20 protein-coding genes are annotated in these 22813 nt (G+C 72.4%); 5 read left to right on the plus strand and 15 right to left on the minus strand.

The annotated features are described in order from the left end of the window. Window position 1 precedes the first annotated feature (1 nt). The 3 genes from ybeY to WAB15_RS14695 form a co-directional block, all read right to left on the minus strand. Entirely contained in the window at window positions 2–499 is a 498-nt protein-coding gene (gene ybeY, locus WAB15_RS14685) for an rRNA maturation RNase YbeY (protein ID WP_399147769.1), read from the minus strand. Between the two features lie 43 nt (window positions 500–542). After that, window positions 543–1547: a PhoH family protein gene (locus tag WAB15_RS14690; protein WP_399147768.1), complete on the minus strand. Its 1005-nt coding sequence runs from the start codon at window positions 1545–1547 to the stop codon at window positions 543–545. Window positions 1548–1718: 171 nt separating this feature from the next. Next, window positions 1719–2873 (minus strand): carbohydrate kinase family protein, encoded by a 1155-nt coding sequence (locus tag WAB15_RS14695; RefSeq protein ID WP_407286533.1) that lies wholly within the window; start codon window positions 2871–2873, stop codon window positions 1719–1721. Window positions 2874–2940: 67 nt separating this feature from the next. On the opposite strand from WAB15_RS14695, the gene WAB15_RS14700 reads away from it, so the two are divergent. After that, entirely contained in the window at window positions 2941–4296 is a 1356-nt protein-coding gene (locus WAB15_RS14700) for a 6-phospho-beta-glucosidase (RefSeq protein ID WP_399147766.1), read from the plus strand. Window positions 4297–4358: 62 nt separating this feature from the next. Here the strand turns inward: WAB15_RS14700 and WAB15_RS14705 are convergent, their stop codons facing one another. The 3 genes from WAB15_RS14705 to WAB15_RS14715 form a co-directional block, all read right to left on the minus strand. Beyond that, complete coding sequence (locus WAB15_RS14705) at window positions 4359–4988, minus strand: MBL fold metallo-hydrolase (protein WP_399147765.1); 630 nt, start codon at window positions 4986–4988, stop codon at window positions 4359–4361. Further along, on the minus strand, window positions 4988–6073 hold the full coding sequence (locus WAB15_RS14710; protein ID WP_407286534.1) for an S-(hydroxymethyl)mycothiol dehydrogenase: 1086 nt from the start codon (window positions 6071–6073) through the stop codon (window positions 4988–4990). The genes WAB15_RS14705 and WAB15_RS14710 overlap by 1 nt, the downstream gene beginning before the upstream one ends. Window positions 6074–6219: 146 nt before the next feature. Further along, window positions 6220–7602 (minus strand): enolase C-terminal domain-like protein, encoded by a 1383-nt coding sequence (locus tag WAB15_RS14715; protein ID WP_407286535.1) that lies wholly within the window; start codon window positions 7600–7602, stop codon window positions 6220–6222. Between the two features lie 250 nt (window positions 7603–7852). On the opposite strand from WAB15_RS14715, the gene WAB15_RS14720 reads away from it, so the two are divergent. Beyond that, window positions 7853–8668 (plus strand): HAD family acid phosphatase, encoded by an 816-nt coding sequence (locus WAB15_RS14720; RefSeq protein WP_407286536.1) that lies wholly within the window; start codon window positions 7853–7855, stop codon window positions 8666–8668. Between the two features lie 67 nt (window positions 8669–8735). Here WAB15_RS14720 and WAB15_RS14725 read toward each other — a convergent pair whose 3' ends face one another. Beyond that, on the minus strand, window positions 8736–9641 hold the full coding sequence (locus WAB15_RS14725; RefSeq protein ID WP_399147761.1) for a ribonuclease Z: 906 nt from the start codon (window positions 9639–9641) through the stop codon (window positions 8736–8738). 6 nt (window positions 9642–9647) lie between these two features. Continuing rightward, on the minus strand, window positions 9648–10007 hold the full coding sequence (locus tag WAB15_RS14730) for a histidine triad nucleotide-binding protein (protein ID WP_363153684.1): 360 nt from the start codon (window positions 10005–10007) through the stop codon (window positions 9648–9650). A gap of 174 nt (window positions 10008–10181) precedes the next feature. Between WAB15_RS14730 and WAB15_RS14735 the strand changes: the two genes are divergently transcribed. Beyond that, window positions 10182–10613 (plus strand): OsmC family protein, encoded by a 432-nt coding sequence (locus WAB15_RS14735; RefSeq protein WP_399147760.1) that lies wholly within the window; start codon window positions 10182–10184, stop codon window positions 10611–10613. A gap of 139 nt (window positions 10614–10752) precedes the next feature. Here WAB15_RS14735 and WAB15_RS14740 read toward each other — a convergent pair whose 3' ends face one another. From WAB15_RS14740 to hrcA, 4 genes are all read right to left on the minus strand, one after another. Continuing rightward, window positions 10753–11496: a 16S rRNA (uracil(1498)-N(3))-methyltransferase gene (locus WAB15_RS14740; protein ID WP_384489519.1), complete on the minus strand. Its 744-nt coding sequence runs from the start codon at window positions 11494–11496 to the stop codon at window positions 10753–10755. Continuing rightward, window positions 11493–12581, minus strand: coding sequence for a nitronate monooxygenase (locus tag WAB15_RS14745; RefSeq protein ID WP_399147759.1), 1089 nt, complete (start codon window positions 12579–12581; stop codon window positions 11493–11495). The genes WAB15_RS14740 and WAB15_RS14745 overlap by 4 nt, the downstream gene beginning before the upstream one ends. A gap of 135 nt (window positions 12582–12716) precedes the next feature. Beyond that, window positions 12717–13850, minus strand: a complete 1134-nt coding sequence (dnaJ, locus tag WAB15_RS14750; protein WP_407286537.1) for a molecular chaperone DnaJ — start codon at window positions 13848–13850, stop codon at window positions 12717–12719. Then, entirely contained in the window at window positions 13851–14867 is a 1017-nt protein-coding gene (hrcA, locus tag WAB15_RS14755) for a heat-inducible transcriptional repressor HrcA (protein WP_393486946.1), read from the minus strand. Window positions 14868–15062: 195 nt separating this feature from the next. Here hrcA and WAB15_RS14760 point away from each other — a divergent pair, with 195 nt between their 5' ends. After that, entirely contained in the window at window positions 15063–15797 is a 735-nt protein-coding gene (locus tag WAB15_RS14760; protein ID WP_399147757.1) for an MBL fold metallo-hydrolase, read from the plus strand. An 88-nt stretch (window positions 15798–15885) separates the two neighbouring features. Beyond that, window positions 15886–16719 (plus strand): DUF3097 domain-containing protein, encoded by an 834-nt coding sequence (locus tag WAB15_RS14765; RefSeq protein WP_407286538.1) that lies wholly within the window; start codon window positions 15886–15888, stop codon window positions 16717–16719. Between the two features lie 89 nt (window positions 16720–16808). Here WAB15_RS14765 and hemW read toward each other — a convergent pair whose 3' ends face one another. The 3 genes from hemW to WAB15_RS14780 all read right to left on the minus strand — a co-directional run bounded on the left by hemW (window position 16809) and on the right by WAB15_RS14780 (window position 22653). After that, window positions 16809–18041, minus strand: coding sequence for a radical SAM family heme chaperone HemW (gene hemW / locus WAB15_RS14770; RefSeq protein WP_407286539.1), 1233 nt, complete (start codon window positions 18039–18041; stop codon window positions 16809–16811). A 340-nt stretch (window positions 18042–18381) separates the two neighbouring features. Beyond that, window positions 18382–20475 carry a SpoIIE family protein phosphatase gene (locus WAB15_RS14775; protein ID WP_407286540.1) on the minus strand — a complete coding sequence of 698 codons (2094 nt, stop codon included), beginning with the start codon at window positions 20473–20475 and terminating at the stop codon, window positions 18382–18384. Window positions 20476–20763: 288 nt separating this feature from the next. Then, the gene (locus WAB15_RS14780) at window positions 20764–22653 is read right to left on the minus strand and encodes an AMP-dependent synthetase/ligase (RefSeq protein ID WP_399147753.1); all 1890 of its coding nucleotides are present in this window, start codon (window positions 22651–22653) and stop codon (window positions 20764–20766) included. Between the last annotated feature and the right edge of the window lie 160 nt (window positions 22654–22813).

The raw sequence follows: 22813 nt of genomic DNA on the forward strand, positions 1-22813 counted from the left end.
GTCAGGTGACGGTGGGGGCGGGAGAGGGGCCGGTCAGGCCCCGCTCGGCACGCCAGCCATCGACGATCGCCGCCTGCAGGCCGAACATCTCGGCCTTCTCGTCCGGCTCCTCGTGGTCGTAGCCGAGGAGGTGGAGTACGCCGTGGACGGTCAGCAGCTGGAGCTCCTCGTCCATGCTGTGCCCGGTCGGCGCCTCCTCCCCCTGCTTCTTGGCGACCTCCGGGCACAGCACGATGTCACCGAGGAGCCCCTGCGGGGGCTCCTCGTCGTCCTTGGCCGGCGGACGCAGCTCGTCCATCGGGAAGGACATGACATCGGTCGGGCCCGGCAGGTCCATCCACTGGATGTGGAGCTGCTCCATGGCCTCGGCGTCCACCACGATGACGGACAGCTCGGAGAGCGGGTGGATGCGCATCCGGGCGACGGCGTAGCGGGCGACGTCCAGGATGGCCTGCTCGTCGATGTCCGTGCCGGACTCGTTGTTGACGTCGATGGACATGAGGGCGTTGCTTCTCACTTCTCGTTCGCTCGGTGCGTCCGGCTCACTGGCCGTTGCGGCTGTCGTACTTCTCGTAGGCGTCGACGATACGGCCGACCAGCTTGTGCCGGACCACATCCTTGCTGGTGAGCAGGGAGAAGTGCACGTCTTCGACGCCGTCCAGGATCTCCCGGACCTGGCGCAGACCGCTCTTCGTGCCGCCCGGAAGGTCGACCTGGGTGACATCGCCGGTGATGACGATCTTGGAGTCGAATCCGAGGCGGGTGAGGAACATCTTCATCTGCTCGGGGTTCGTGTTCTGCGCCTCGTCGAGGATGATGAACGCGTCGTTGAGCGTCCGGCCGCGCATATACGCCAGCGGCGCGACCTCGATCGTGCCCGCGGCCATCAGGCGGGGGATGGAGTCGGGGTCGAGCATGTCGTGCAGCGCGTCGTAGAGCGGCCGCAGATACGGGTCGATCTTCTCGTAGAGGGTGCCGGGCAGGAAGCCCAACCGCTCGCCGGCCTCGACCGCGGGGCGGGTCAGGATGATGCGGTTGACCTGCTTGGCCTGGAGCGCCTGGACGGCCTTGGCCATGGCCAGATACGTCTTGCCGGTGCCGGCCGGGCCGATGCCGAAGACGACGGTGTGCTTGTCGATGGCGTCGACATAGCGCTTCTGGTTGAGGGTCTTGGGCCGGATCGTGCGCCCGCGGTTGGAGAGGATGTTCTGGGTGAGCACCTCGGCGGGCGTCTCGCTCACCGCGCCCTCGCCGTCCTCCGCCGCGCGCAGCATGGCGATCGAGCGTTCCACCGCGTCCTCCGTCATCGGTTGTCCGGTGCGGAGCACCAGCATCATCTCGTCGAAAAGGCGCTGGATGAGAGCGACTTCCCGGGCGTCGCCGACCGCGCTGACTTCGTTGCCCCGGACGTGGATGTCGGTCGCCGGGAAGGACTTCTCGATCACGCGCAGTAGCGAGTCTCCGGATCCCAGGACCGTGACCATCGGGTGCTTGGCCGGGACGGTGAAATGGGCGGACGCCTGCGGTTGCGTGGGTGTCTGGGTCATAGGGCGGCTCGAGGCCTGCTCAACCCCCATCCTTTGCTCATCGGAGGAGCCCTCAGAGGTGCCTGCCTGCACTGACTCCTTGCGCTACAAGAGTACGACGGGGCACTGACAAGCCCGAGGGCTTTTCCCCCGCCCGAGCCGGCGGAGCGTGCCGGCCGCCGTCGGCGCAGCTCAGGCCGGGCGGCGGAAGCCGATCGTGGGGACGGCCCGGGCCAGCGGAGCGGGCCGGTAGGCCGCGGGCAGCACCTCGTCGAGGAAGGCGTACTGCCGGCGCAGCGCGCCCGCCGCACCCTTGCCGCCGGTCTCGTAGGCCCGCACCTGCCGCCACCAGGCCGCGATCTCCGCCCAGCCCGGCGCGGAGAGCGAACCGCCGAACTCCTGCACCGACAGCGCGGCGCTCAGCCCCGCGAAGGCCAGCCGGTCGACGAGCGGCCAGTCGGCGAGCGTGCCGGTGACGAAGCCCGCGACGAAGACGTCGCCGGCGCCGGTGGGATCCAGCGCCTCCACGGCGATGGCGGGCACCTCGGCGCTCTCGCCGGTCCGCCCGTCCACCGCGTACGCCCCCTTCGACCCCAGCGTGACGACCGCGAGCGGGACCAGGTCGGCGAGCTTGCGGGCGGCCGCGCGCGGGCAGTCCGTGCGGGTGTAGCGCATCGCCTCCTCCGCGTTGGGCAGGAACGCCTCGCAGTGTTCGAGGTCGGTGAGGTCGGCCGGGTCCCAGCGGCCGCTGTCGTCCCAGCCCACGTCCGCGAAGATGCGGCTGCCGCGGCCCGCCGCGCAGCCCAGCCAGCCCTCCCGGCGGCCCGGTACGAGCGAGGCGACGCAGGCGCGGGAGGGCGGCGGGCAGCCCGGCGCGTGCTTGCCGTCGAAGGCGAAGTCCGGCGGCGGGGCCTCGTGGCCGTGCGAGACCATCGTGCGCTCGCCCTCGTACGCCATGGAGACGGTGACCGGGGAGTGCCAGCCGGGGACCGTGCGCGACAGCGCCAGGTCGATGCCCTCGCCCTGTTCGAGCGCCTCCCAGCAGTACTCGCCGTACTTGTCGTCGCCGAAGGCCGCGGCGAGGGACGTGCGCAGCCCCAGCCGGGCCAGCGCGGTGGCCATGTTGGCGACGCCGCCGGGGCTGGAGCCCATCCCGCGGGCCCAGGACTCGGTGCCGCGCACCGGTGCGGAGTCCAGGCCGGTGAAGATGATGTCCAAGAAGACCGTGCCGGTGAGGTAGACGTCGGTGTGCGGATCGCCCTCGGCGCGCACCTCGGCCAGCGGATCGAGGGCCGGTGGCACTTCGGCCGGGCCCGCGGGCGGATGGACATCGCGTCGGCTGCTCACCGTGCACGCCCCTTCTCCTATCAGCACGTGCCGCCAGTGTGCCTGATGCTGCGGTACGTTCCGCCTCATGAGGCTCACGATTCTCGGCGGCGGCGGTTTCCGGGTGCCGCTGGTCTACCGCGCGCTGCTGGACGACGCGACGGGATCCGTCTCCGAAGTGGTGCTGTACGACACCGACGCCCGCCGGGTGGCGGTGATCGCCGAGGTGTTGACGCGGCTGGCGCGGGGGCACCGGGCGCCGGTACCCGTACGGGTCGCGACGGGGCTGGACGACGCGCTGGCCGGCGCCGACTTCGTCTTCTCCGCGATACGGGTGGGCGGGACCGCCGGCCGGATCCGCGACGAGCGGATCCCGCTGTCCGAGGGGGTGCTCGGCCAGGAGACGGTCGGCGCGGGCGGCGTCCTGTACGGCCTGCGGACGATCCCGGTGGCGCTGCACATCGCCGAACGGGTCGCGGCGCTCGCCCCGGACGCCTGGGTCATCAACTTCACCAACCCCGCGGGCATGGTCACCGAGGCGATGTCGCAGGTGCTGGGCGACCGCGTCATCGGGATCTGCGATTCACCCGTGGGGCTGGTGCGCCGGGCGGCGCGGGCGGCCGGCGCGGACCCGGCGGCCTTCGAGCACGGCGACGTCGGCTACGACTACGTGGGGCTCAACCACCTCGGCTGGCTGCGGTCGTTGACGCTTCAGGGCAAGGAGCTGCTGCCGGGGCTGCTCACCGACGACGCGGCGCTGGGCTCCTTCGAGGAGGGCCGGCTCTTCGGCCCGGACTGGCTGCGCACCCTGGGCGCGCTCCCCAACGAGTACCTGCACTACTACTACTTCCGCCGCGAGACCCTCGCCTCGGTGCGGGACACCCCCGAGACCCGCGGCGAGTTCCTCGACCAGCAGCAGGGCGGCTTCTTCGAGCGGGCCGCCGCGGCGGGCGGGCCGGAGGCGGTGTACGCGCTGTGGGAGCGGACGCGGCTGGAGCGCGAGGAGACGTATATGGCGCACAGCCGGGAGGCCAGTGGCGGCTGGCAGCGCGACAGCCACGACCTGGAGGGCGGTGGCTACGACCGGGTGGCGCTGGCCCTGATGCACGCCATCGTGGGCGACAGCGGGACCCGGCTGATCCTCAACGTCCGCAACGGGACGACGGTGCCGCAGCTGGCGCCCGACGCGATCGTGGAGACGGTGTGCGAGGTGACCGCCCGCGGCGCCCGCCCGCTGCCCTGCGCGCCGCTGCGCGAGGACCAGTTGGGGCTGATGCTTCAGGTCAAGGCGGTGGAGCGGGCGACGGTGCAGGCCGCGGTGGGCAAGGACGCCGGCGCGGCGCTGCGGGCGCTGGCGCTGCATCCGCTGGTGGACTCCCCGGCGGTGGCCGCCCGCATTCTGCGGCGGGCGGCCACCGATTCGGGACTGTCCCAGGGCGCCTGACGGACGTAGCCGGGGCACCGGGTTCCGGGCCGGGCCCGGACGCGAGCCCGGGCGCGGGCGCTTCAGTGCCCGCGCTTGATCCACTCGTCCAGGTGCGGGGCCTCGGCGCCGATCGTCGTCGGATCGCCGTGCCCGGTGCGTACCGCCGTCTGCGGTGGCAGGGTCAGCAGCCGGTCGCGGATCGAGTCGACGATCGTCGGGAAGTCCGAGAAGGACCGGCCGGTGGCACCGGGACCGCCCTGGAAGAGGGTGTCGCCGGTGAAGACCGTCCGCAGGTCGGGCGCGTAGAGGCAGACCGCGCCGGGTGCGTGGCCCGGGGTGTGCAGCACGTGCAGGTCCGTACCGGCGATGGTCAGGACCTGGCCGTCCGCCAGCTCCGTGTCCGGCACGGTGTCCGGGTGGGTCTGCTGCCACAGCGGCAGGTCGGCGGGGTGCAGATGGATCCGGGCGCCGGTGCGGTTCGCCAGCGCGGGGGCGGCGTCGATGTGGTCGTTGTGCGCGTGGGTGCAGATGATCGCGCGCAGCGTCCGGCCGCCGAGCGCCGCCAGGATGGCCTCGGCGTCATGGGCGGCGTCGATGACGATCGCCTCGTCGTCGTCGCCGACGATCCAGACGTTGTTGTCGACGTCCCAGGTGCCGCCGTCGAGCGAGAAGGTTCCGGAGGTGACCAGGTGGTCGACGCGGGCCGCCATCAGAGCGTCACCACCGAACGCAGCACGTCGCCGGCGTGCATCCGCTCGAAGGCCCGCTCGACCTCGTCGATGCCGATGGTCTCGGTGACGAAGGCGGAGAGGTCGATCCGGCCCTGCTGGTGCAGGTCGATCAGCATCGGGAAGTCGCGGGAGGGCAGGCAGTCGCCGTACCAGGAGGACTTCAGGGCGCCACCGCGGCCGAAGACGTCCAGCAGGGGCAGCTCCAGGGTCATCTCCGGGGTGGGGACGCCCACCAGGACGACGGTCCCGGCCAGGTCACGGGCGTAGAACGCCTGCCGGTAGGTCTCCGGCCGGCCGACCGCTTCGATGACGACGTCCGCGCCGAAGCCACCGGTCAGCTCGCGGATCGCCTCGACGGGGTTGGTGGTGCGGGAGTTGACGGTGTGTGTGGCGCCCATGGTGCGCGCGGTCGCCAGCTTGCGGTCGTCGATGTCGACCGCGATGATCCGGGCCGCTCCGGCCAGCCGCGCGCCGACCACGGCCGCGTCGCCCACGCCGCCGCAGCCGATGACCGCGACCGAGTCGCCGCGCCCGACCCCACCGGTGTTGATGGCGGCGCCGATGCCCGCCATCACCCCGCAGCCCAGCAGGCCGGCCACCGCGGGCGAGACCTCCGGGTCGACCTTGGTGCACTGCCCGGCGGCGACCAGCGTCTTGTCGGCGAAGGCCCCGATCCCGAGGGCGGGGCTCAGCTCGGTCCCGTCCTTCAGCGTCATCTTCTGCCGGGCGTTGTGGGTGTCGAAGCAGTACTGGGGGCGGCCGCGCAGACAGGCCCGGCACGCTCCGCACACCGCGCGCCAGTTGAGGACGACGAAGTCGCCCGGCGCGACGTCGGTGACCCCCGGGCCGACCGACTCCACCACACCGGCGGCCTCGTGCCCGAGCAGAAACGGGAACTCGTCGTTGATGCCGCCCTGCTTGTAGTGCAGATCGGTGTGGCACACCCCGCACGCCTGGACCTTCACCACGGCCTCGCCGGGCCCCGGATCCGGCACCAGGATCGTCTCCAGCCGGACCGGTTCGTTCTTCCCCGGCGCGATCACGCCGCGCACTTCCTGTGCCATCGGAACAGCCCCTTTCAAAGATCACATACGGGACCACTGTGGCGCACACTGCCACTGAGCCGTGCCTCACCGTACGCGTGCGGGGCTACCGTGCGCAGGACCACGGCCGGGTCCGTGATCTCCGGCCCGGGGCGCGCGCCACGAGGTCACCAGCGCGGGACGGCGGGGGCGGTCCAGCCGGGGTCGGCGCGCCGCATGGCGGCGGCGTCGTCGCGGTCGCGCAGCCCGCCGTCGTCGGCGAGCCAGCGGCGGTGCAGCGCGGCGAGCCGGTCGCGGTCGAGGGCGACGCCGAGGCCGGGGGCGTCGCCGACGTCCACCCGGCCGTCGCGGAAGGCGAGCCGCTCGGTGAGGACGTCCTCGGTCTGCCAGGGGTAGTGGGTGTCGCAGGCGTGGACGAGGTCCGGCACGGTCGCCGCGACCTGGGTCATCGCGGCGAGGCTGATGCCGAGATGGGTGTTGGAGTGCATGGACAGACCGACGCCGAAGGCGCGGCAGACGGCGGCGAGTTCGCGGGTGCGGCGCAGCCCGCCCCAGTAGTGGTGGTCGCAGAGCACGATCTGGACGGCGTCGCGGGTGAAGGCCTCGGCGATCTCGTCGAAGGTCGTCACGCACATGTTCGTGGCCAGCGGGAGTCCCGCCCGCCGCCGGCCCCCGTCCGGGCCCGCCCCGCGCAGTCCGGCCGCCACCTGCGCCATACGGTCCGTGCCGCTCGCGGGGTCCTCCAGGTACTCCAGGACGTCGCGCAGTGCGTCCGCGACCCGCAGCGACGTCGCCACGCTCCAGGCGCCGTTGGGGTCGAGCCGCAGCGGCCGCCCCGGGAACGCGGCCGCCAGCGCCCGGATCGCCGCCACCTCCCGGGCGGGCGGGAAGACCCCGCCCTTGAGCTTGAAGGACGTGAAGCCGTAGGTGTCGGCGAACCGTCGGGCCTGCGCGACGACGCCGACCGGGTCGAGCGCCGCGCCCCAGTCGTCGCGCTCCCCGCGGCCGCCCGGGTGCTGTGCCCACCGGTAGAAGAGGTAGGCGCCGTACTCGACGCGATCGCGGACCTTGCCCCCGAGCAGGGCGTGGACGGGCAGGCCGGCGGCCCTGCCCCAGGCGTCGAGGCAGGCGACCTCGAAGCCGGAGAGGACCGAGAGCCGCAGCTTGCCGGCGGTCTGGACGCCGCGCAGCCCGCCGGCGTCGACCGCGTCGGCGCCGGTCGCGGCGTTGGGGTCTCCCCTGCTCGAACGCAGTTGAGAGCTTGGGGAAGAGTCCCCGCACACCTCGGCGGCGAGTGCCGGCAGGCCGTTCAGGTCCGTGACCGATCGTCCGATCAGCGCGGTCGCCAACGGCTGTGCCAGATCGAGGTACTTGGTGTCGCCGTAGGTCTCACCGAGGCCGGTCGCGCCGCCTTCCGTGGTCAGCTCGATGATCAGCCGGGGAGTGTAGGGCTGGTGCACGCCCTGGGTGTTCAGCAGCGGCGGATCGGCCACCAGGATCGGGGTGAGGCGGACCTCGGCGATGGCGAGGGCGTCGTCGGCGTCGGTCATCCGGGGCTCCTACGGGCCGGGACGTCGCGACCAACGTCCGCGCCGTTCTCATACATAAATGGCATCCATGGATGAAGTCGGAGGCTAGGGATTCGGCATCCCGGCCGTCAATACCCCCGGCCGCGCGCCCCGTTGGGCGCACCCCCACCCGACCGAGCCTTTACCAATCATTGAATCTTCGCGCGTAGATAGGCATTTAAGGCTCTGTTAGACCTACCGGTGACCACTCACCCCCCTGAAGGAGTCGCGCATGCGCCGTCCCGATCGCTTCCGCCCCGCCCTCTCCCGTCGCGCCCGCCTCGGCGCCGCGACGGTCGCCGCCCTCGTCACCGGCACCGCGGTCTTCGGCATCGGCCAGGCCACCGCCGAACACTCCGTGCCGCGCACCGACAAGGAGATCCCGAACCTCACGCAGGTCCAGGACAAGATCAAGGCGTACTACGGCGACACGGTGACGGCCGACGGCGAGCACTACGCCTCCCCCAAGAGCAACTACGCCCGCCAGGTCCGCGGCATCGAGGCCAAGGCCCGCGCCTACCTGACCAAGGCCCTGGCCAAGCATGCCAAGGGCGACGGGCACGCCAAGCCCGCCATCGTCCTCGACATGGACGACACCACCCTGCTCACGTACAACTACGAGCTCCAGGTCGGCTTCCACTACACCCCGGAGAGCCAGGACAAGTACCTGGAGACCACCGACATGGACCCGGTCTTCGGCATGAACCGGCTGGTGAAGTGGGCCCACGACAAGGGCGCCGAGGTCTTCTTCATCACCGGCCGCAAGGAGTCGCAGCGCGACTGGAGCGTGCGCAACCTCAAGAACGTCGGCTACGACGTGACGCTGGACCGCAAGCACGTCTACCTGAAGAACAAGGAGAACCCGCCGCCCTACCTGCCCTGCGGCGCCGGCTGCACCACCATCGAGTACAAGTCCGGCACCCGCAAGCACATCGAGTCCCTCGGCTACAACATCGTCGCCAACTTCGGGGACCAGTACAGCGACCTGAGCGGCGGCGCCGGCGACCGCACGTTCAAGCTGCCGAACCCGATGTACTACCTGCCCTGAGGCGCTGCGCCGCCTGCTGTGAGGCGGGGCGCCCGGTGGCCCGCCTCACGGGGCGGCCACCGGGCGCTCAGCGCCGCTTGGGCAGCGGCACCCGCATCAGGTCCCTGGCGATGGTCAGTTCGCCCGTATAGCCGGCCGCCCGGGCCTGTCGCTCGAACTCCGCGGGGTCGTCGTACCGCTGCGAGAAGTGCGTCAGGACCAGATGCCGTACGCCCGCCCGAGCGGCCACCTCGGCGGCCTGCCCGGCGGTCAGATGACCGTGGTCCACGGCCAGTTGGACGTCCTCGTCCAGGAACGTCGACTCGATGACGAGCATGTCCACGCCCTCCGCGAGCGCATGGACGCCGGGGCACAGCCGGGTGTCCATCACGAACGCGAACCGCTGGCCGGGACGGAGTTCGCTGACCTGCTCGACGGTGACGCCGTTCAGCTCGCCCAGCCGCTGCAGGCGCCCGACGTCCGGACCGGTGATGCCGTGCTCCGCCAGCCGCTCCGGCAGCATCCGGCGGGAGTCCGGCTCCACCAGGCGGTAGCCGAAGGACTCCACGGGGTGCGAGAGCTTGCGCGCCTCCAGCAGATACGACTTCGAGCGGTCCAGCTCACCGTCCTCGACGACCGGCCGCTGGACCAGCCGGACCGTCTCCCGGTACGCGGTGGCATAGCGCAGCCGGTCGAAGAAGCGCTCCCCGCTGGCCGGGTAGTGGGCGGTGATCGGGTGCGGCACCCGGTCCAGATTGATCCGCTGGATCACCCCGGCCAGGCCGAGCGAGTGGTCGCCGTGGAAGTGGGTGACGCAGATCCGGTTGAGGTCGTGGGCGGCGACCCCGGCGCGCAGCATCTGGCGCTGGGTGCCCTCACCGGGGTCGAAGAGCAGCCCCTGGCCGTCCCAGCGCAGGAGGTAGCCGTTGTGGTTGCGGTGCCGCGTGGGGACCTGACTCGCGGTACCGAGGACGACCAGTTCGCGTACGGACACGGTCGGCTATCCGGGGGGCCACTGGAGGCCGCGGCCTCCCAGGACGTGCAGATGTGCGTGGAAGACGGTCTGGCCGGCGCCGGCGCCGGTGTTGAAGACGACCCGGTAGCCCCGGTCCTCGACCTTGTCCTCGGCGGCGACCTCGCGGGACTCGCGCAGTATGTCGGCGATCACCTGCGGTTCGGCGGCGGCCAGGGCGGCGGCGTCCGGGTAGTGCACCTTGGGGATCACCAGGACGTGCGTCGGAGCCTGGGGGTTGATGTCGCGGAACGCGACGGTGGTCTCGGTCTCCCGGACGATGGTCGCCGGCACCTCCCCCGCCACGATCTTGCAGAACAGGCAGTCGGCCTGCGGTTCTCCCGCCACCGGTGGCTCCTCCCGGGTCATCCGTCATGCGCACGGTACGCACGGCTTGGGATGCTACCGGGCGGCCGGCGGGGCGGCGGAACGGGCGCGCCCCACCCGTTGGCGCCACGCGACCCCCGGGGATCACTAAGCTGAGCGGTGATCACTTTCGCCCACAACCGGGAGTTATGCACCATGGCAACCACGCGCACCGCCCAGACCCACTGGGAAGGCAACCTCCTGGAGGGGAAGGGCACCGTCGCCCTGGCGTCCTCCAACATCGGTACGTACGACGTGAACTGGCCCGCCCGCGCGGAGCAGCCGAACGGCGTGACCAGCCCCGAGGAGCTGATCGCCGCGGCCCACTCCTCCTGCTACTCGATGGCCTTCTCGCACGGCCTGGCGGGCCAGGGCTACACCGTGGCGTCCCTGGACACCAAGGCCGATGTCACCTTCCAGCCCGGTGAGGGCATCACCGGCATCGTCCTGACCGTCAAGGCCAGCGTCCCCGGCCTGTCCGAGGCGGACTTCCAGGCGGCGGCCGAGGCGGCCAAGAAGAACTGCCCGGTGAGCCAGGCGCTGGCGGGCGTCAAGAACATCACGCTGAACGCCGAACTGCTGGGCTGACGCGGAGGCCGGCCCGTACCGGCCGGCCGGCCGTTGACCGAACGGCGGTGCGTCGACGGGCTTTTGGGGCCGGTCGGCGCACCGCCGCGTTGTCGGTGCGCCGTGCGACGGTTCCTTCGGCAGCGACCCCGGGGGTTCCCTAGCTCCAGCGGCCCGTGCGGCCCAGCAGCAGGGCCGTGGCCGCCGTGCCCGCGGTGGAGGTGCGCAGGACGGTCGTACCCAGGCGGTACGGCTTGGCACCGGCCTCGGCGAAGACGGCGAGCTCCTCCGGGGAGACGCCCCCCTCGGGGCCGACGACGAGCACGATACGGCCGGTGGCGGGGAGTTCGGCGGTGGCCAGCGGAGTGCTGCCCTCCTCGTGGAGGACGGCCGCGAAGTCGGCGTCGGCCAGCAGGGCGGCGACCTGCTTCGTCGTCAGCGGGTCGGCGACCTCCGGGAAGGTCAGCCGCCGGGACTGTTTGCCCGCCTCACGGGCCGTGGCGCGCCATTTGCCCAGCGACTTGGCGGCCCGCTCGCCCTTCCACTGGGTGACGCAACGCGCCGCCGGCCAGGGCACGATGGCGTCCACACCGGTCTCGGTCATCGTCTCGACGGCCAGCTCGCCGCGGTCGCCCTTGGGGAGCGCCTGGACGACGGTGATGACCGGGTCCGGCGGATCGTCGGTGCGCAGCTCCGCGACGGCGACGACGAGCGTGTCCTTGCCCTCGACCGAGGCGACCGTGCCGTAGGCGCCGGTCCCATGACCGTCCGTCAGTACGACCTCCTCGCCGGCCCGCAGCCGCCGTACCGACACCGCGTGCCGGCCCTCGGGGCCGTCCAGGGTCAGCGTGCCGCCGGCCCGTGCCTGCGCGAGCGAGTCGACGAGGAAGACCGGCGCGGTCATGACGCGCCGCTGTTGCCGGGGCGGGCCAGAGCGGCCCGTGCCGCGTCGGTTTCGGCCGCCAGGACCTCGACGAGCTGCGCCGCGGGCAGTTCCCTGGCCAGCCGGTGCCCCTGCCCCGCCCACAGGTTCATGGCCTGCGCGTCGCCCGCCTTGGCCGCGGCCTTGCGGACGGTGGAGGTGAGGTAGTGGACGGCGGGGTAGGCGGCCGGGGCGTACGGGCCGTGTTCGCGCAGGAAGCGGTTCACCAGTCCGCGGGCCGGGCGCCCGGAGAACGCCCGGGTCAACTCCGTATGCGTGAACAGGGGGTTGGTCAGCGCCTGCTTGTGCAGCGGGTTGGCGCCGGACTCGGGGGTGGCGAGGAAGGCCGTCCCCAGCTGCGCCATCGTCGCCCCTGCGGCCAGTACGGCGGCGATCTGCGCCCCGCGCATCAGCCCGCCCGCGGCGATCACCGGGATCTGCACGGCCTCGCGGACCTGGCCGAGCAGCGCCAGCAGCCCCAGCCCCGCACCGGTCCCGTCCGCGTGCGGATCGTCCCGGTGGGTGCCCTGATGGCCGCCGGCCTCCACGCCCTGCACACACACCGCGTCCGCGCCCGACCACTGCGCGGCCTGCGCCTCGGCCGCCGTGGTGGCCGTCACGACGGTGTACGTACCGACCTTGGCGAAGGCGTCGAGGACGGCGCGCGAGGGGCAGCCGAAGGTGAAGGACACCAGCGGCACCGGGTCCTCCCGCAGTATCGCGAGCTTGGCCTCGTAGCCGTCGTCGCTGGGCCCGTCGGTCTCGCCGAGCTCGGTCTCGTACCAGGCGGCCTCGCCCGCGAGCTGCTCGCGGTAGACCTCGACGGCGGCGGTGTCGGCCAGCGAGGGCTGCGGCATGAAGAGATTGACGCCGAAGGGCCGGTCGGTCAGCGACCGCAGCTGTTTGATCTCCTGGTACATGCCGTCGGCGGTCTTGTAACCGGCGGCGAGGAAGCCGAGACCGCCGGCGCCGCAGACGGCGGCGGCCAGCTCGGGACCGGAGCCGCCTCCCGCCATCGGCGCCTGCACGATCGGATAGCGGCAGAGATCGGTCAGTGCGGTGGACATGAGCACATCGTGTCACGGGAAACGCCGAGCCCCCGCACCAGGGGCTCGGCGCGGGTACACGCCTGGGGCGCGCCGGATCGGCCATGGTCCGGAGCCACTCACTCCCGTAGCCCCGGACCCCGGAACCGCCGTGGCCTACCGCCCGTTGAACGCGTCCTTCAGTCGGGAGAACAACCCCTGCTGCCCCGGCTGAAACTGGCCCGTGGGGCGCTCCTCGCCGCGCAGCTTGGCGAGCCGCCGCAGCAGCTCCTCCTGCTCGGGATCGAGCTTGGTCGGGGTCTGCACCTCGACATGGACGATGAGATCGCCGCGGCCGTTGCCCCGCAGATGCGTCACCCCGCGCTGGTGCAGCGGAATCGACTGCCCGGACTGGGTGCCGGGCCGCACATCGATCTCCTCCATCCCGTCCAGCGTCTCCAGCGGGCACTTCGTGCCCAGCGACGCCGCCGTCATCGGGATGGTGACCGTGCAGTGCAGATCGTCCCCGCGCCGCTGGAAGACCTGGTGCGGCAGCTCGTGGATCTCGACGTAGAGGTCGCCGGCGGGGCCGCCGCCGGGGCCGACCTCGCCCTCGCCCGCGAGCTGGATCCGGGTGCCGTTGTCGACACCGGCCGGGATCTTGACCGTCAGCGTGCGACGGGAACGGATCCGCCCGTCGCCCGCGCACTCGGGGCACGGCGTCGGCACGACCGTGCCGAAGCCCTGGCACTGCGGGCACGGCCGCGACGTCATGACCTGGCCGAGGAAGGACCGGGTGACCTGCGAGACCTCACCGCGGCCGCGGCACATGTCACAGGTCTGCGCCGAGGTCCCCGGCGCCGCGCCCTCACCGGTGCACGTCGTGCAGACCACGGCGGTGTCGACCTGGATGTCCTTGGTCGTGCCGAAGGCGGCCTCGTTCAGCTCGATGTCGAGCCGGATCATGGCGTCCTGGCCGCGGCGGGTGCGCGAGCGCGGTCCGCGCTGCGAGGCCGTGCCGAAGAAGGCGTCCATGATGTCGGAGAAGTTGCCGAAGCCCGCGCCGAAGCCGCCCGCGCCGCCACCGCCAGACTGCGACAGCGGGTCTCCGCCGAGGTCGTAGACCTGCTTCTTCTGCGGATCCGACAGGACCTCGTAAGCGGCGTTGATCTCCTTGAACCGCTCCTGGGTCTTGGGATCCGGGTTCACGTCCGGGTGCAGCTCGCGCGCCAGCCTCCGGAAGGCCTTCTTGATCTCGTCCTGCGAGGCATCGCGCCGTACGCCCAGGACCGCGTAGTAATCCGTGGCCACTTACGACTCCGCCAGGATCTGTCCGACGTAACGTGCCACTGCGCGTACCGCTCCCATCGTTCCGGGGTAGTCCATGCGGGTCGGTCCGACCACGCCGAGTTTGGCGACTGCCTCGTCGCCCGAACCGTAACCGACCGCGACGACCGATGTGGACGTCAGGCCTTCGTGGGCATTCTCATGCCCGATACGTACGGTCATGCCCGAGTCCTTGGCCTCGCCGAGCAACTTGAGCAGCACCACATGCTCCTCAAGGGCCTCCAGCACCGGACGGATGGTCAGGGGGAAATCGTGACCGAAGCGCGTGAGATTGGCGGTGCCGCCGATCATCAGCCGCTCTTCGGTCTCCTCCACCAAAGTCTCCAGCAACACCGACAGCACTGTCGAGACCGTGCTGCGGTCGTCCTGTTCGAAGGACTCCGGAAGATCCTGCACCAACGGCGGCACATCCGCGAACCGGCGCCCCACGACCCGGCTGTTGAGCCGCGCCCGCAGGTCCGCCAGCGAGGTCTCGGCGAACGGCGTCTGGCAGTCGATCAGCCGCTGCTCGACCCGTCCGGTGTCGGTGATCAGTACGAGCATCAACCGGGCCGGGGCCAGCGCCAGCAGCTCGACGTGCCGGACCGTGGACCGCGTCAGGGACGGGTACTGCACCACCGCGACCTGCCGGGTCAGCTGCGCCAGCAGCCGCACCGTGCGGCCCACCACGTCGTCGAGGTCGACGGCGCCGTCCAGGAAGTTCTGGATCGCCCGCCGCTCCGGGCTGGACAGCGGCTTGACGCCGGCCAGCTTGTCGACGAAGAGGCGGTAGCCCTTGTCGGTCGGGATCCGCCCCGCGCTCGTGTGCGGCTGGGCGATGAAGCCCTCGTCCTCCAGGGCTGCCATGTCGTTGCGGACGGTGGCCGGGGAGACCCCCAGCTGATGCCGCTCGGTGAGCGCCTTGGAGCCGACCGGCTCCTCCGTCCCGACATAGTCCTGGACGATGGCGCGCAGCACTTCGAGCCTGCGTTCGCTGAGCATTCCCGCGCACCTCCAGTCCGGCCGTCCGCCGTTTCGTTACTCCTGGCACTCACACGGGCCGAGTGCCAGACCCGGAGCCAGTGTACGGCCGGGTAGCACGGCCACGGCAAGGGTGACCTCCCGCGGCGTCCGCCGGATGACCGTCTTCGGCCGATCCGCCGGGCAACGCTATCGCGATGGAGCTAGCGTCTCGGTATGGGCACTGCTTGGGAAGAGGCCGGGTGGGAACAGCTCGGTGACGGTGTCGCCAGGCGCCGGATGCCGGGCTGGGACGAGACGATCGGCGTGATCACCGGGTCGGCCGGCGTCATGATCGTGGACACCGGTGCGAGCATCCGGGACGGCGCGGACCTGCGTCGGGCGATCCGCGGCGTACTGGGCCGGGAAGTGACGCATGTCGCGCTCACCCACCCGCATTTCGATCATGTGCTGGGCACCGCCGCGTTCGCGGGCGTCGAGGTGTTCGGCGCGGCCGGCCTGGGCGAGCTGCTCCGGCGCGGCAAGGACGAGCTGCGGCACGACGCGATGCGCCACGGCGTCGAGCGGGACGCCGCGGCGGAGGCCGCCGATCTGCTGGTCGCCCCGCACCACCACGTGCACGGCCAGCTGACCGTCGATCTCGGCGACCGGCAGGTGCTGCTGGCCAACGTGGGTCCCGGCCACACCGCCCACGACCTGGCGGTCCTGGTGCCCGGCCGGCACGGTGCACCCGAGATCGTCTTCTGCGGCGACCTGGTCGAGGAGTCCGGCGAACCGCAGGCCGGCCCGGACGCGCTGCCCCAGCAGTGGCCCGCGGCCCTGGACCGCCTGCTGGCCCTCGGAGGCGAGGACGCGCGGTACGTCCCCGGCCATGGCGCCGTGGTCGACGCCGCCTTCGTCCGCGCCCAGCGCGACGCCCTGACGGCCCTCTTCGGCGTCCCGCCCTCCTGAGGGCCGGTCTCCGCCGCGATCGGGGCCCGCTGCCTTGGGGCCCGCCGTCTTCGGGTCCCGTCGCCGTGATCTCGTATAGAACAGGCCCATGCAGAGCAAGCGCTACAGCCCCGACCTGACCCCGCCCTGGAAGACGCGGCGCCCCGCGCCCGAGGTGCCGGCCGACCCCGATCTGGTCGTCGAGGAGGTCACCACGGGCTTCTGCGGCGCCGTGATCCGCTGCGAGAAGACCGCCGAGGGGCCCACGGTCACCCTGGAGGACCGCTTCGGCAAGCACCGCGTCTTCCCCATGACCCCGCGCGGCTTCCTCCTGGAGGGCAAGGTCGTCACCCTCGTGCGCCCGCAGCACCGCCCATCGCCCGACGGCCCCGCCCGTACGGCCTCGGGATCACTCGCCGTCCCCGGCGCCCGCGCCCGGGTCGCACGCGCCGGGCGCATCTATGTGGAGGGCCGGCACGACGCCGAGCTGGTCGAGCGGGTCTGGGGCGACGATCTGCGCATCGAGGGCGTCGTCGTGGAGTACCTGGAGGGCATCGACGACCTCCCGGCGATCGTCCGCGGCTTCTCCCCCGGACCTGACGCCCGGCTGGGGGTGCTGGTGGACCACCTGGTGCCCGGCTCCAAGGAGTCCCGCATCGCCGCCGAGGTCACCGGCGAGCACGCCCTGGTCGTGGGCCACCCGTACATCGACGTGTGGGAGGCCGTGAAGCCGTCGTCGGTGGGGATCGCGGCATGGCCCGCCGTCCCGCACGGCCAGGACTGGAAGACGGGGGTGTGCCGGGCGCTGGGCTGGCCGGAGAACACGGGGGCGGCGTGGCAGCGGATTCTGTCCTGCGTGCGGTCCTACAAGGACCTGGAGCCGCAACTCCTCGGGCGGGTCGAGGAGTTGATCGATTTCGTCACGGTCGGCGGGGACGGATGACGCGGCGGGGCCGGGCGACGGCGGTCACGGGTGACGCGGCGGGGACAGGCGGGGCCGGGCGACGAGGTGGGGATCACCCGGCCGGGTGATCAGTCCACCAGGGCCCGCACGACGGCGTCGGCCAGCAGCCGCCCCCGGAGGGTCAGCACGGCCCGCCCCGCCTCGTACGGCGCCGGCTCCAGCAGCCCGTCGGCCAGCGCCCGCGCCGCCGCGCGCGCTCCCGCCGGGGCGAGGATGTCGAGCGGGCAGCCGTCCGACAGCCGCAGCTCCAGCAGGATGCGTTCGACGCGGCGGTCCTCGTCGGCCAGCACCTCGCGCCCCGCGCCCGGGGAGCGGCCCTCGGCCAGGGCCTGGGCGTAGGCGCCCGGATGCTTGACGTTCCACCAGCGGACGCCGCCGATGTGGCTGTGGGCGCCGGGGCCGGCGCCCCACCAGTCGGCACCGGTCCAGTACAGCTCGTTGTGGCGGCAGCGGGCGGCCTCGGTGGTGGCCCAGTTGGAGACCTCGTACCAGGTGAAACCGGCGGCGGAGAGCCGCTCCTCGGCCATCAGGTAGCGGTCGGCGTGGACGTCGTCGTCGGTCATCGGGACCTCGCCGCGGCGGATCCGGCGGGCCAGCTGGGTGCCCTCCTCGACGATCAGGGCGTAGGCGGAGATGTGGTCGGGACCGGCGCCCAGGGCGGCGTCGAGGGACGCCCGCCAGTCGTCGTCGGTCTCACCGGGGGTGCCGTAGATCAGATCGAGGTTGACGTGCTCGAAGCCGGCCGCACGGGCCTCGGCGACGCAGGCCTCGGGGCGGCCGGGGGTGTGCGTACGGTCGAGGATCTTCAGTACGTGCTGCCGGGCGCTCTGCATGCCGAAGGAGACGCGGTTGAAGCCGCCCGCGCGCAGCTCGGCCAGGTAGCGGGGATCGACGGACTCGGGGTTGGCCTCGGTGGTGATCTCGGCGTCCGGCGCCAGGCCGAATTCGTCGCGGATGGCCGCCAGCATGCGGGCGAGGTCGGCGGCGGGCAGGAGGGTGGGGGTGCCGCCGCCCACGAAGACCGTCTCGACCGGGCGCGGGTCGTCGCCCAGCACCTTGCGGGCCTGGCGGATCTCCGCCACGACGGTGTCGGCGTAGTTGTCGCGGGAGGCCAGGGCGCCGCCGGAGCCGCGCAGCTCGCTCGCGGTGTAGGTGTTGAAGTCGCAGTAGCCGCAGCGGGTCGCGCAGTACGGCACGTGCAGATAGAAGCCGAGGGGCCGCCCGGCCGCCCCCGCCAGGGCATGACGGGGCAGCGCCCCGTGCTCGGGCATCGGCTCACCATCAGGCAGTGCGGAAGGCATGGAAACCATTGTCCGTCATGCGGCACGGAGCACGGTCCTCCCGCCGGAACGGCTGGAGAATGCCTGGGGTTCCTGGGGTTCCTGGGGTGCCCGGGGAGCCCAGGGTGCCTGGGGAGCCCGGGGTGCCTGGGGAGCCCGGGGTGCCTGGGGAGCGGCTGACGGAAACGCCCGGTGGGCCCGGCCCGCCTGACGGGAATACCCTCCCCGCCCACCCCGTTGTGGCCCCGCAGGGGGCCCGCGCATCCCCTACGGGATCTGTTCCCACCAGCCTTACGGGAAGCGCCGCCGCCTACGGAACGCCGCCCGCCCCACGCGCCCCAGAAGTGACCGACCGCCCGCCCTACGGCGGACCGCCCGCCGCCTGGAGGACCAGGAGGGCCAGGTCGTCGTCGGGCGGGGTCGGGTCGAAGGCGTGGACCGTGTTGCGGATGTGGTCGGCCAGGGCGGTGGCGCCGAGGCCGGTGCCGGCGGCGAGGGCCGTGGCCAGGCCGTCCTCGTCGTCGAAGAGCCGGCGCCCGGAGCGGCGCTCGGTGACCCCGTCGGTGACGCACAGCAGCGTCTCACCGGGGCAGAGGTCAAACGATTCGCTGACGTACGCGGCGTCCTCGACCACCCCGAGCAGCATCTGCGGTGCCGCGACCACCCGGACCGCGCCGTCCGCGCCCAGCACCAGCGGCAGCGGGTGGCCGGCGCTGGCAAGGGTGCAGCGGGCGCCTCCCGCGCCGCCGGGGTACGGGACGATCTCGCCGTAGAGCAGGGACAGGAAGCGGGCCTGTTCGCCCTCCTCGCGGATCTCCACCGGCGCCTCCGCTCCTGCGCCGGCCGCCGCCACCGCCGCCGCCACCGCCGCGACCGAGTCCGCCGCCTCTCGGGCCATGGTCTTGTTGAGTCGGTCGAGCACCTCCGCCACACCGAACCCGTCGCGGGCCAGCAGCCGCAGCACCGGCCGGGCCAGCCCGGTCACCGCGGCCGCCTCGGGCCCGCTGCCGCAGACATCGCCGAGCGCGAAGCACCAGCGGCCGTCCCCGGCGTCGAAGAGGTCCCAGAAGTCGCCGCCCGCCCAGGCACCCTCGCGCGGCTCGTAGACCACCGCCGACTCCACTCCGGGCACCTCCGCCCGGCCCCGGGGCAGCAGCCGGCGCTGCAGCACCTGGCTGATGCGCTCCTGGCGGCTGTACGCGCGTGCCGTGGCCACCGCACGCGCCACCCGCCGCCCCAGGTCCTCGATCAGGACGACGACCTCGTCGGGGATGCGCGGCAACCCGCCCCGGCCCAGCAGCAGCGTGCCGAACCGGCGGCCGCCGGCGACCAGGGGGCAGGCCAGCGCCGCGCCGCCCGGCTCCGCACCCGGTTCGTCCGGCCAGGGCCAGGGGACCGCGGTGGGCGCGCGGCCCGGCGCGGCGGTGCCGGGCACTTCCGGCGGCTGTTTCTCCAGTGCCGTACGCAGCGAATCGATCCGGCTCTCGCTGCTGTGCCAGACGCGGGCGAGCCGCTGCTCCTCGACGCTCGCCGCGATGCCTCGGCCGGGCGCGCCGCCGTCGCCGTCGTAGAGCCAGACGGCACACCAGTCGGCGAGCCGCGGCACGATCAGCTGGGCGGCGAGCGCGGCGACCTGATCGGCGTCGAGCTGGCCGGAGAGCAGGTCGGAGGCCTCGGCGAGGAACGACAGGGCGCCGGTCTCGACCCGGTCGGCGTCCAGCTCGCGGCGGGTGGCCCGGCGCGGTGCGGGGGCGAGGAGTTCGGCGGCCCGCAGTTCGCGCTGCAGCAGCTGATCGGCGTAGGCGATCTCCGGCTCGGGCCGTGCGCCGGCGTCCGGCGCGTCCACCGGCAGGCGGAACCACACGGTCTTCATCGCCCGGCGGTAGGTGATGCCCCAGGATTCGGCGACCGCGCTGATCAACTGCAGTCCGTGGCCGCCGCTTTCGGAGCTGTCGCCGTCGGCGGTGGCGCTGTCGGCCAGGGGGCCGTCGGACGGGGTGCCCTCGCATTCGGGGCTGCCGGACGCGCTGCGCCGCGCGCGGGCGCGGATCGGCTGTGCCGGATGGCGGTCGGAGACCTCGATGACGACGCCGGGCACGGGGGCCGGGTCGGCCTCGTCGTTCCGCTCGCCCGCCGCCGCCAGCCGGCAACACAGCTCGACGGTGGTGCCCGCGTGCACCACCGCGTTCGTCACCAACTCGCTGACCAGCAGCACCGCTTCGTCCGCGAGCCGATCGGTGAGCCCCTCCGCGCCGGGCAGCCGCTGGGCGGCCCAGTCGACGAAGGCGGCCCGGACGAACTGCCGGGCGGCGGCAGCGGCCTGCGGATCCCCCGGCAGGCCGGCCCGCAGGGAGCGGGCGGCGGGTCCGGCCGCGGGTTGGGCGTCGGCTCCTTCCGTCGTCGTGCGCGTCGCCGTGACGTCGTCGTCCCGTGGAGACGAAGTGGTCGTCCGCATTGAGCAACTCCCGAGCAGCTCCGCTACAGCGCCGGATGCGCCAACGACAGAGTGACAGAACGAGCGCACCCATAAGCACTGAGTCACGGAAGTGGGTGGTCACAGCGGTCAATTCGGCTGACGCGCCGGGGGAGTTGGCCGACGCGCCAAGTGCGCCCGGGGGGACGTGTGCGGACGACTTCAGCAGCAGCCCCCCGTCCCCTACGGGAAGGGGCAGGGGACAGCACGGGAAACGGCACGGGAGACGGCATGGGGGCGGCCTCCCCCACACCGCCCCGGAGCCCGCCCCTACGCCTCCCGCGCCCCCGCGTACATCTCCTCCAGCAGGTCCTTGAACGTCCGCTCCACCACCGGCCGCTTGACCTTGAGGCTGGGGGTCACCTCGCCGTGCTCGATGTCCAGGTCGCGCGGCAGCAGCCGGAACTTGCGGATCTGCTGCCAGCGCTGGAGCCCTTCGTTGACCCGCTCGACGTAGCCGTCGACCAGCTCGCGGACCTGGTCGGTGGCGACGACCTCGGCGTACGACTTACCCGCCAGGCCGTGCTCCTTGGCCCAGCCCATGATCGTCGGCTCGTCGAGGGCGATCAGCGCGGTGCAGAAGTTCCGGTTGGCGCCGTGCACCAGCACGTTGGAGACGAACGGGCAGACCGCCTTGAACTGGCCCTCCACCTCGGCCGGTGCGATGTACTTGCCGCCCGAGGTCTTGATGAGGTCCTTCTTGCGGTCGGTGATCCGCAGATAGCCGTCGGCCGACAACTCGCCGATGTCGCCGGTGTGGAACCAGCCGTCCTCCTCCAGGACCTCGGTGGTCTTGTCCGGCAGGCCGTGGTAGCCCTGCATGATGCCGGGGCCGCGCAGCAGGATCTCGCCGTCCTCGGCGATCCGGACCTCGGTGCCGGGCAGCGGCTTGCCGACCGTGCCGGTGCGGTAGGCCTCGCCGGGGTTGACGAAGCTGGCGGCGCTGGACTCCGTCAGGCCGTAGCCCTCCAGGATGTGGATGCCGGCGCCGGCGAAGAAGTAGCCGATCTCCGGAGAGAGCGCGGCGGAGCCGGAGACCGCGGCGCGCAGCCGCCCGCCGAAGGCGTCGCGCAGCTTGGCGAAGACCAGGGCGTCGGCGATTTTGTGCTTGGCGCCGAGCGCGAAGGGCACCGAGGCGTTGCCGGTGCGCTGGAGGTTGTCCTGCGAGGTCTTGGCGTACTCGCGGGCCACCCCGGCGGCCCACTGGAAGATCTTGTACTTGGCGCCGCCACCCTCCCGGGCCTTGGCCGCGACACCGTTGTAGACCTTCTCGAAGATCCGCGGTACGGCCGCCATGTACGTCGGCTGCACCACCGGCAGATTCTCGATGATCTTGTCGACCCGCCCGTCCACGGCGATCACATGCCCGAGCGCGATCTGCCCGGCGGTCAGCACCTTGCCGAAGACATGCGCCAGCGGCAGCCAGAGGTACTGCACGTCCTCCTCGGTGACCAGCCCGGTCGACTGGATCGCGCGGGCCATGTACGACCAGCAGTCGTGCGGCAGCCGTACGCCCTTGGGGCGGCCGGTGGTGCCGGAGGTGTAGATCAGCGTCGCCAGCTGGTCGGCGCGCAGCGCGGCGACCCGCTCCTTGACGCACTCCGGGTGCTTCTCCAGATAGGCGGCGCCGCGCTTCTCCAGCTCGGCGAGGCTGAGCACCCAGCCCTCGGGGTCGTCGGCCGCGGGCTCGGCGCCCGCGTCGTCGATGACGACGACATGCGCCAGGTCGGGCAGCTCCGCGCGCCGCTCCCGCGCCTTGGCGAGCTGGCCGGCGTCCTCCGCGATCAGCACCCGGCTGCCGGAGTCGGCGAGGATGTAGCCGGTCTCCTCGGTGTTGGTGCTCGGGTAGACCGTGGTGGTCGCGGCGCCCGAGCAGAGCACGCCGAGGTCGGCGAGGATCCATTCGACGCGGGTGTTGGCGGCCAGCGCCACCCGCTCCTCGGGCCGTACGCCCAGTGCGATCAGCCCGGCGGCCACGGCGTAGACCCGGTCGGCGGCCTCGGCCCAGCTGACCGCCTTCCAGTCGTCCGGCCCCTGGCCCGAGGCGGACGGGACCGGATAGCGATAGGCCTCGATATCGGGCGTGGCCGCAACCCGATCCAGGAAGAGGTTCGCCACCGAAGGCGGCCGGTTTTCGATCAGCGTGTAGGTGTCCGTCACGGCGTCCTCCGGGGCCCGCTTCGTTGCTGGTGACTCGCGAGTAACCTTGAGCGTGATCAGAGTAGAGCGCGTCGCGCCGCCGCGTAAGGGCCTGAGACCGACTCGTTCACGATGTGACCAGTGCGATAGGTGTACGTAGCACGCTCGTCGTCCGATTTGG

It is taken from the genome of Streptomyces sirii (genome assembly GCF_045690365.1).
Classification (GTDB): domain Bacteria; phylum Actinomycetota; class Actinomycetes; order Streptomycetales; family Streptomycetaceae; genus Streptomyces; species Streptomyces sirii.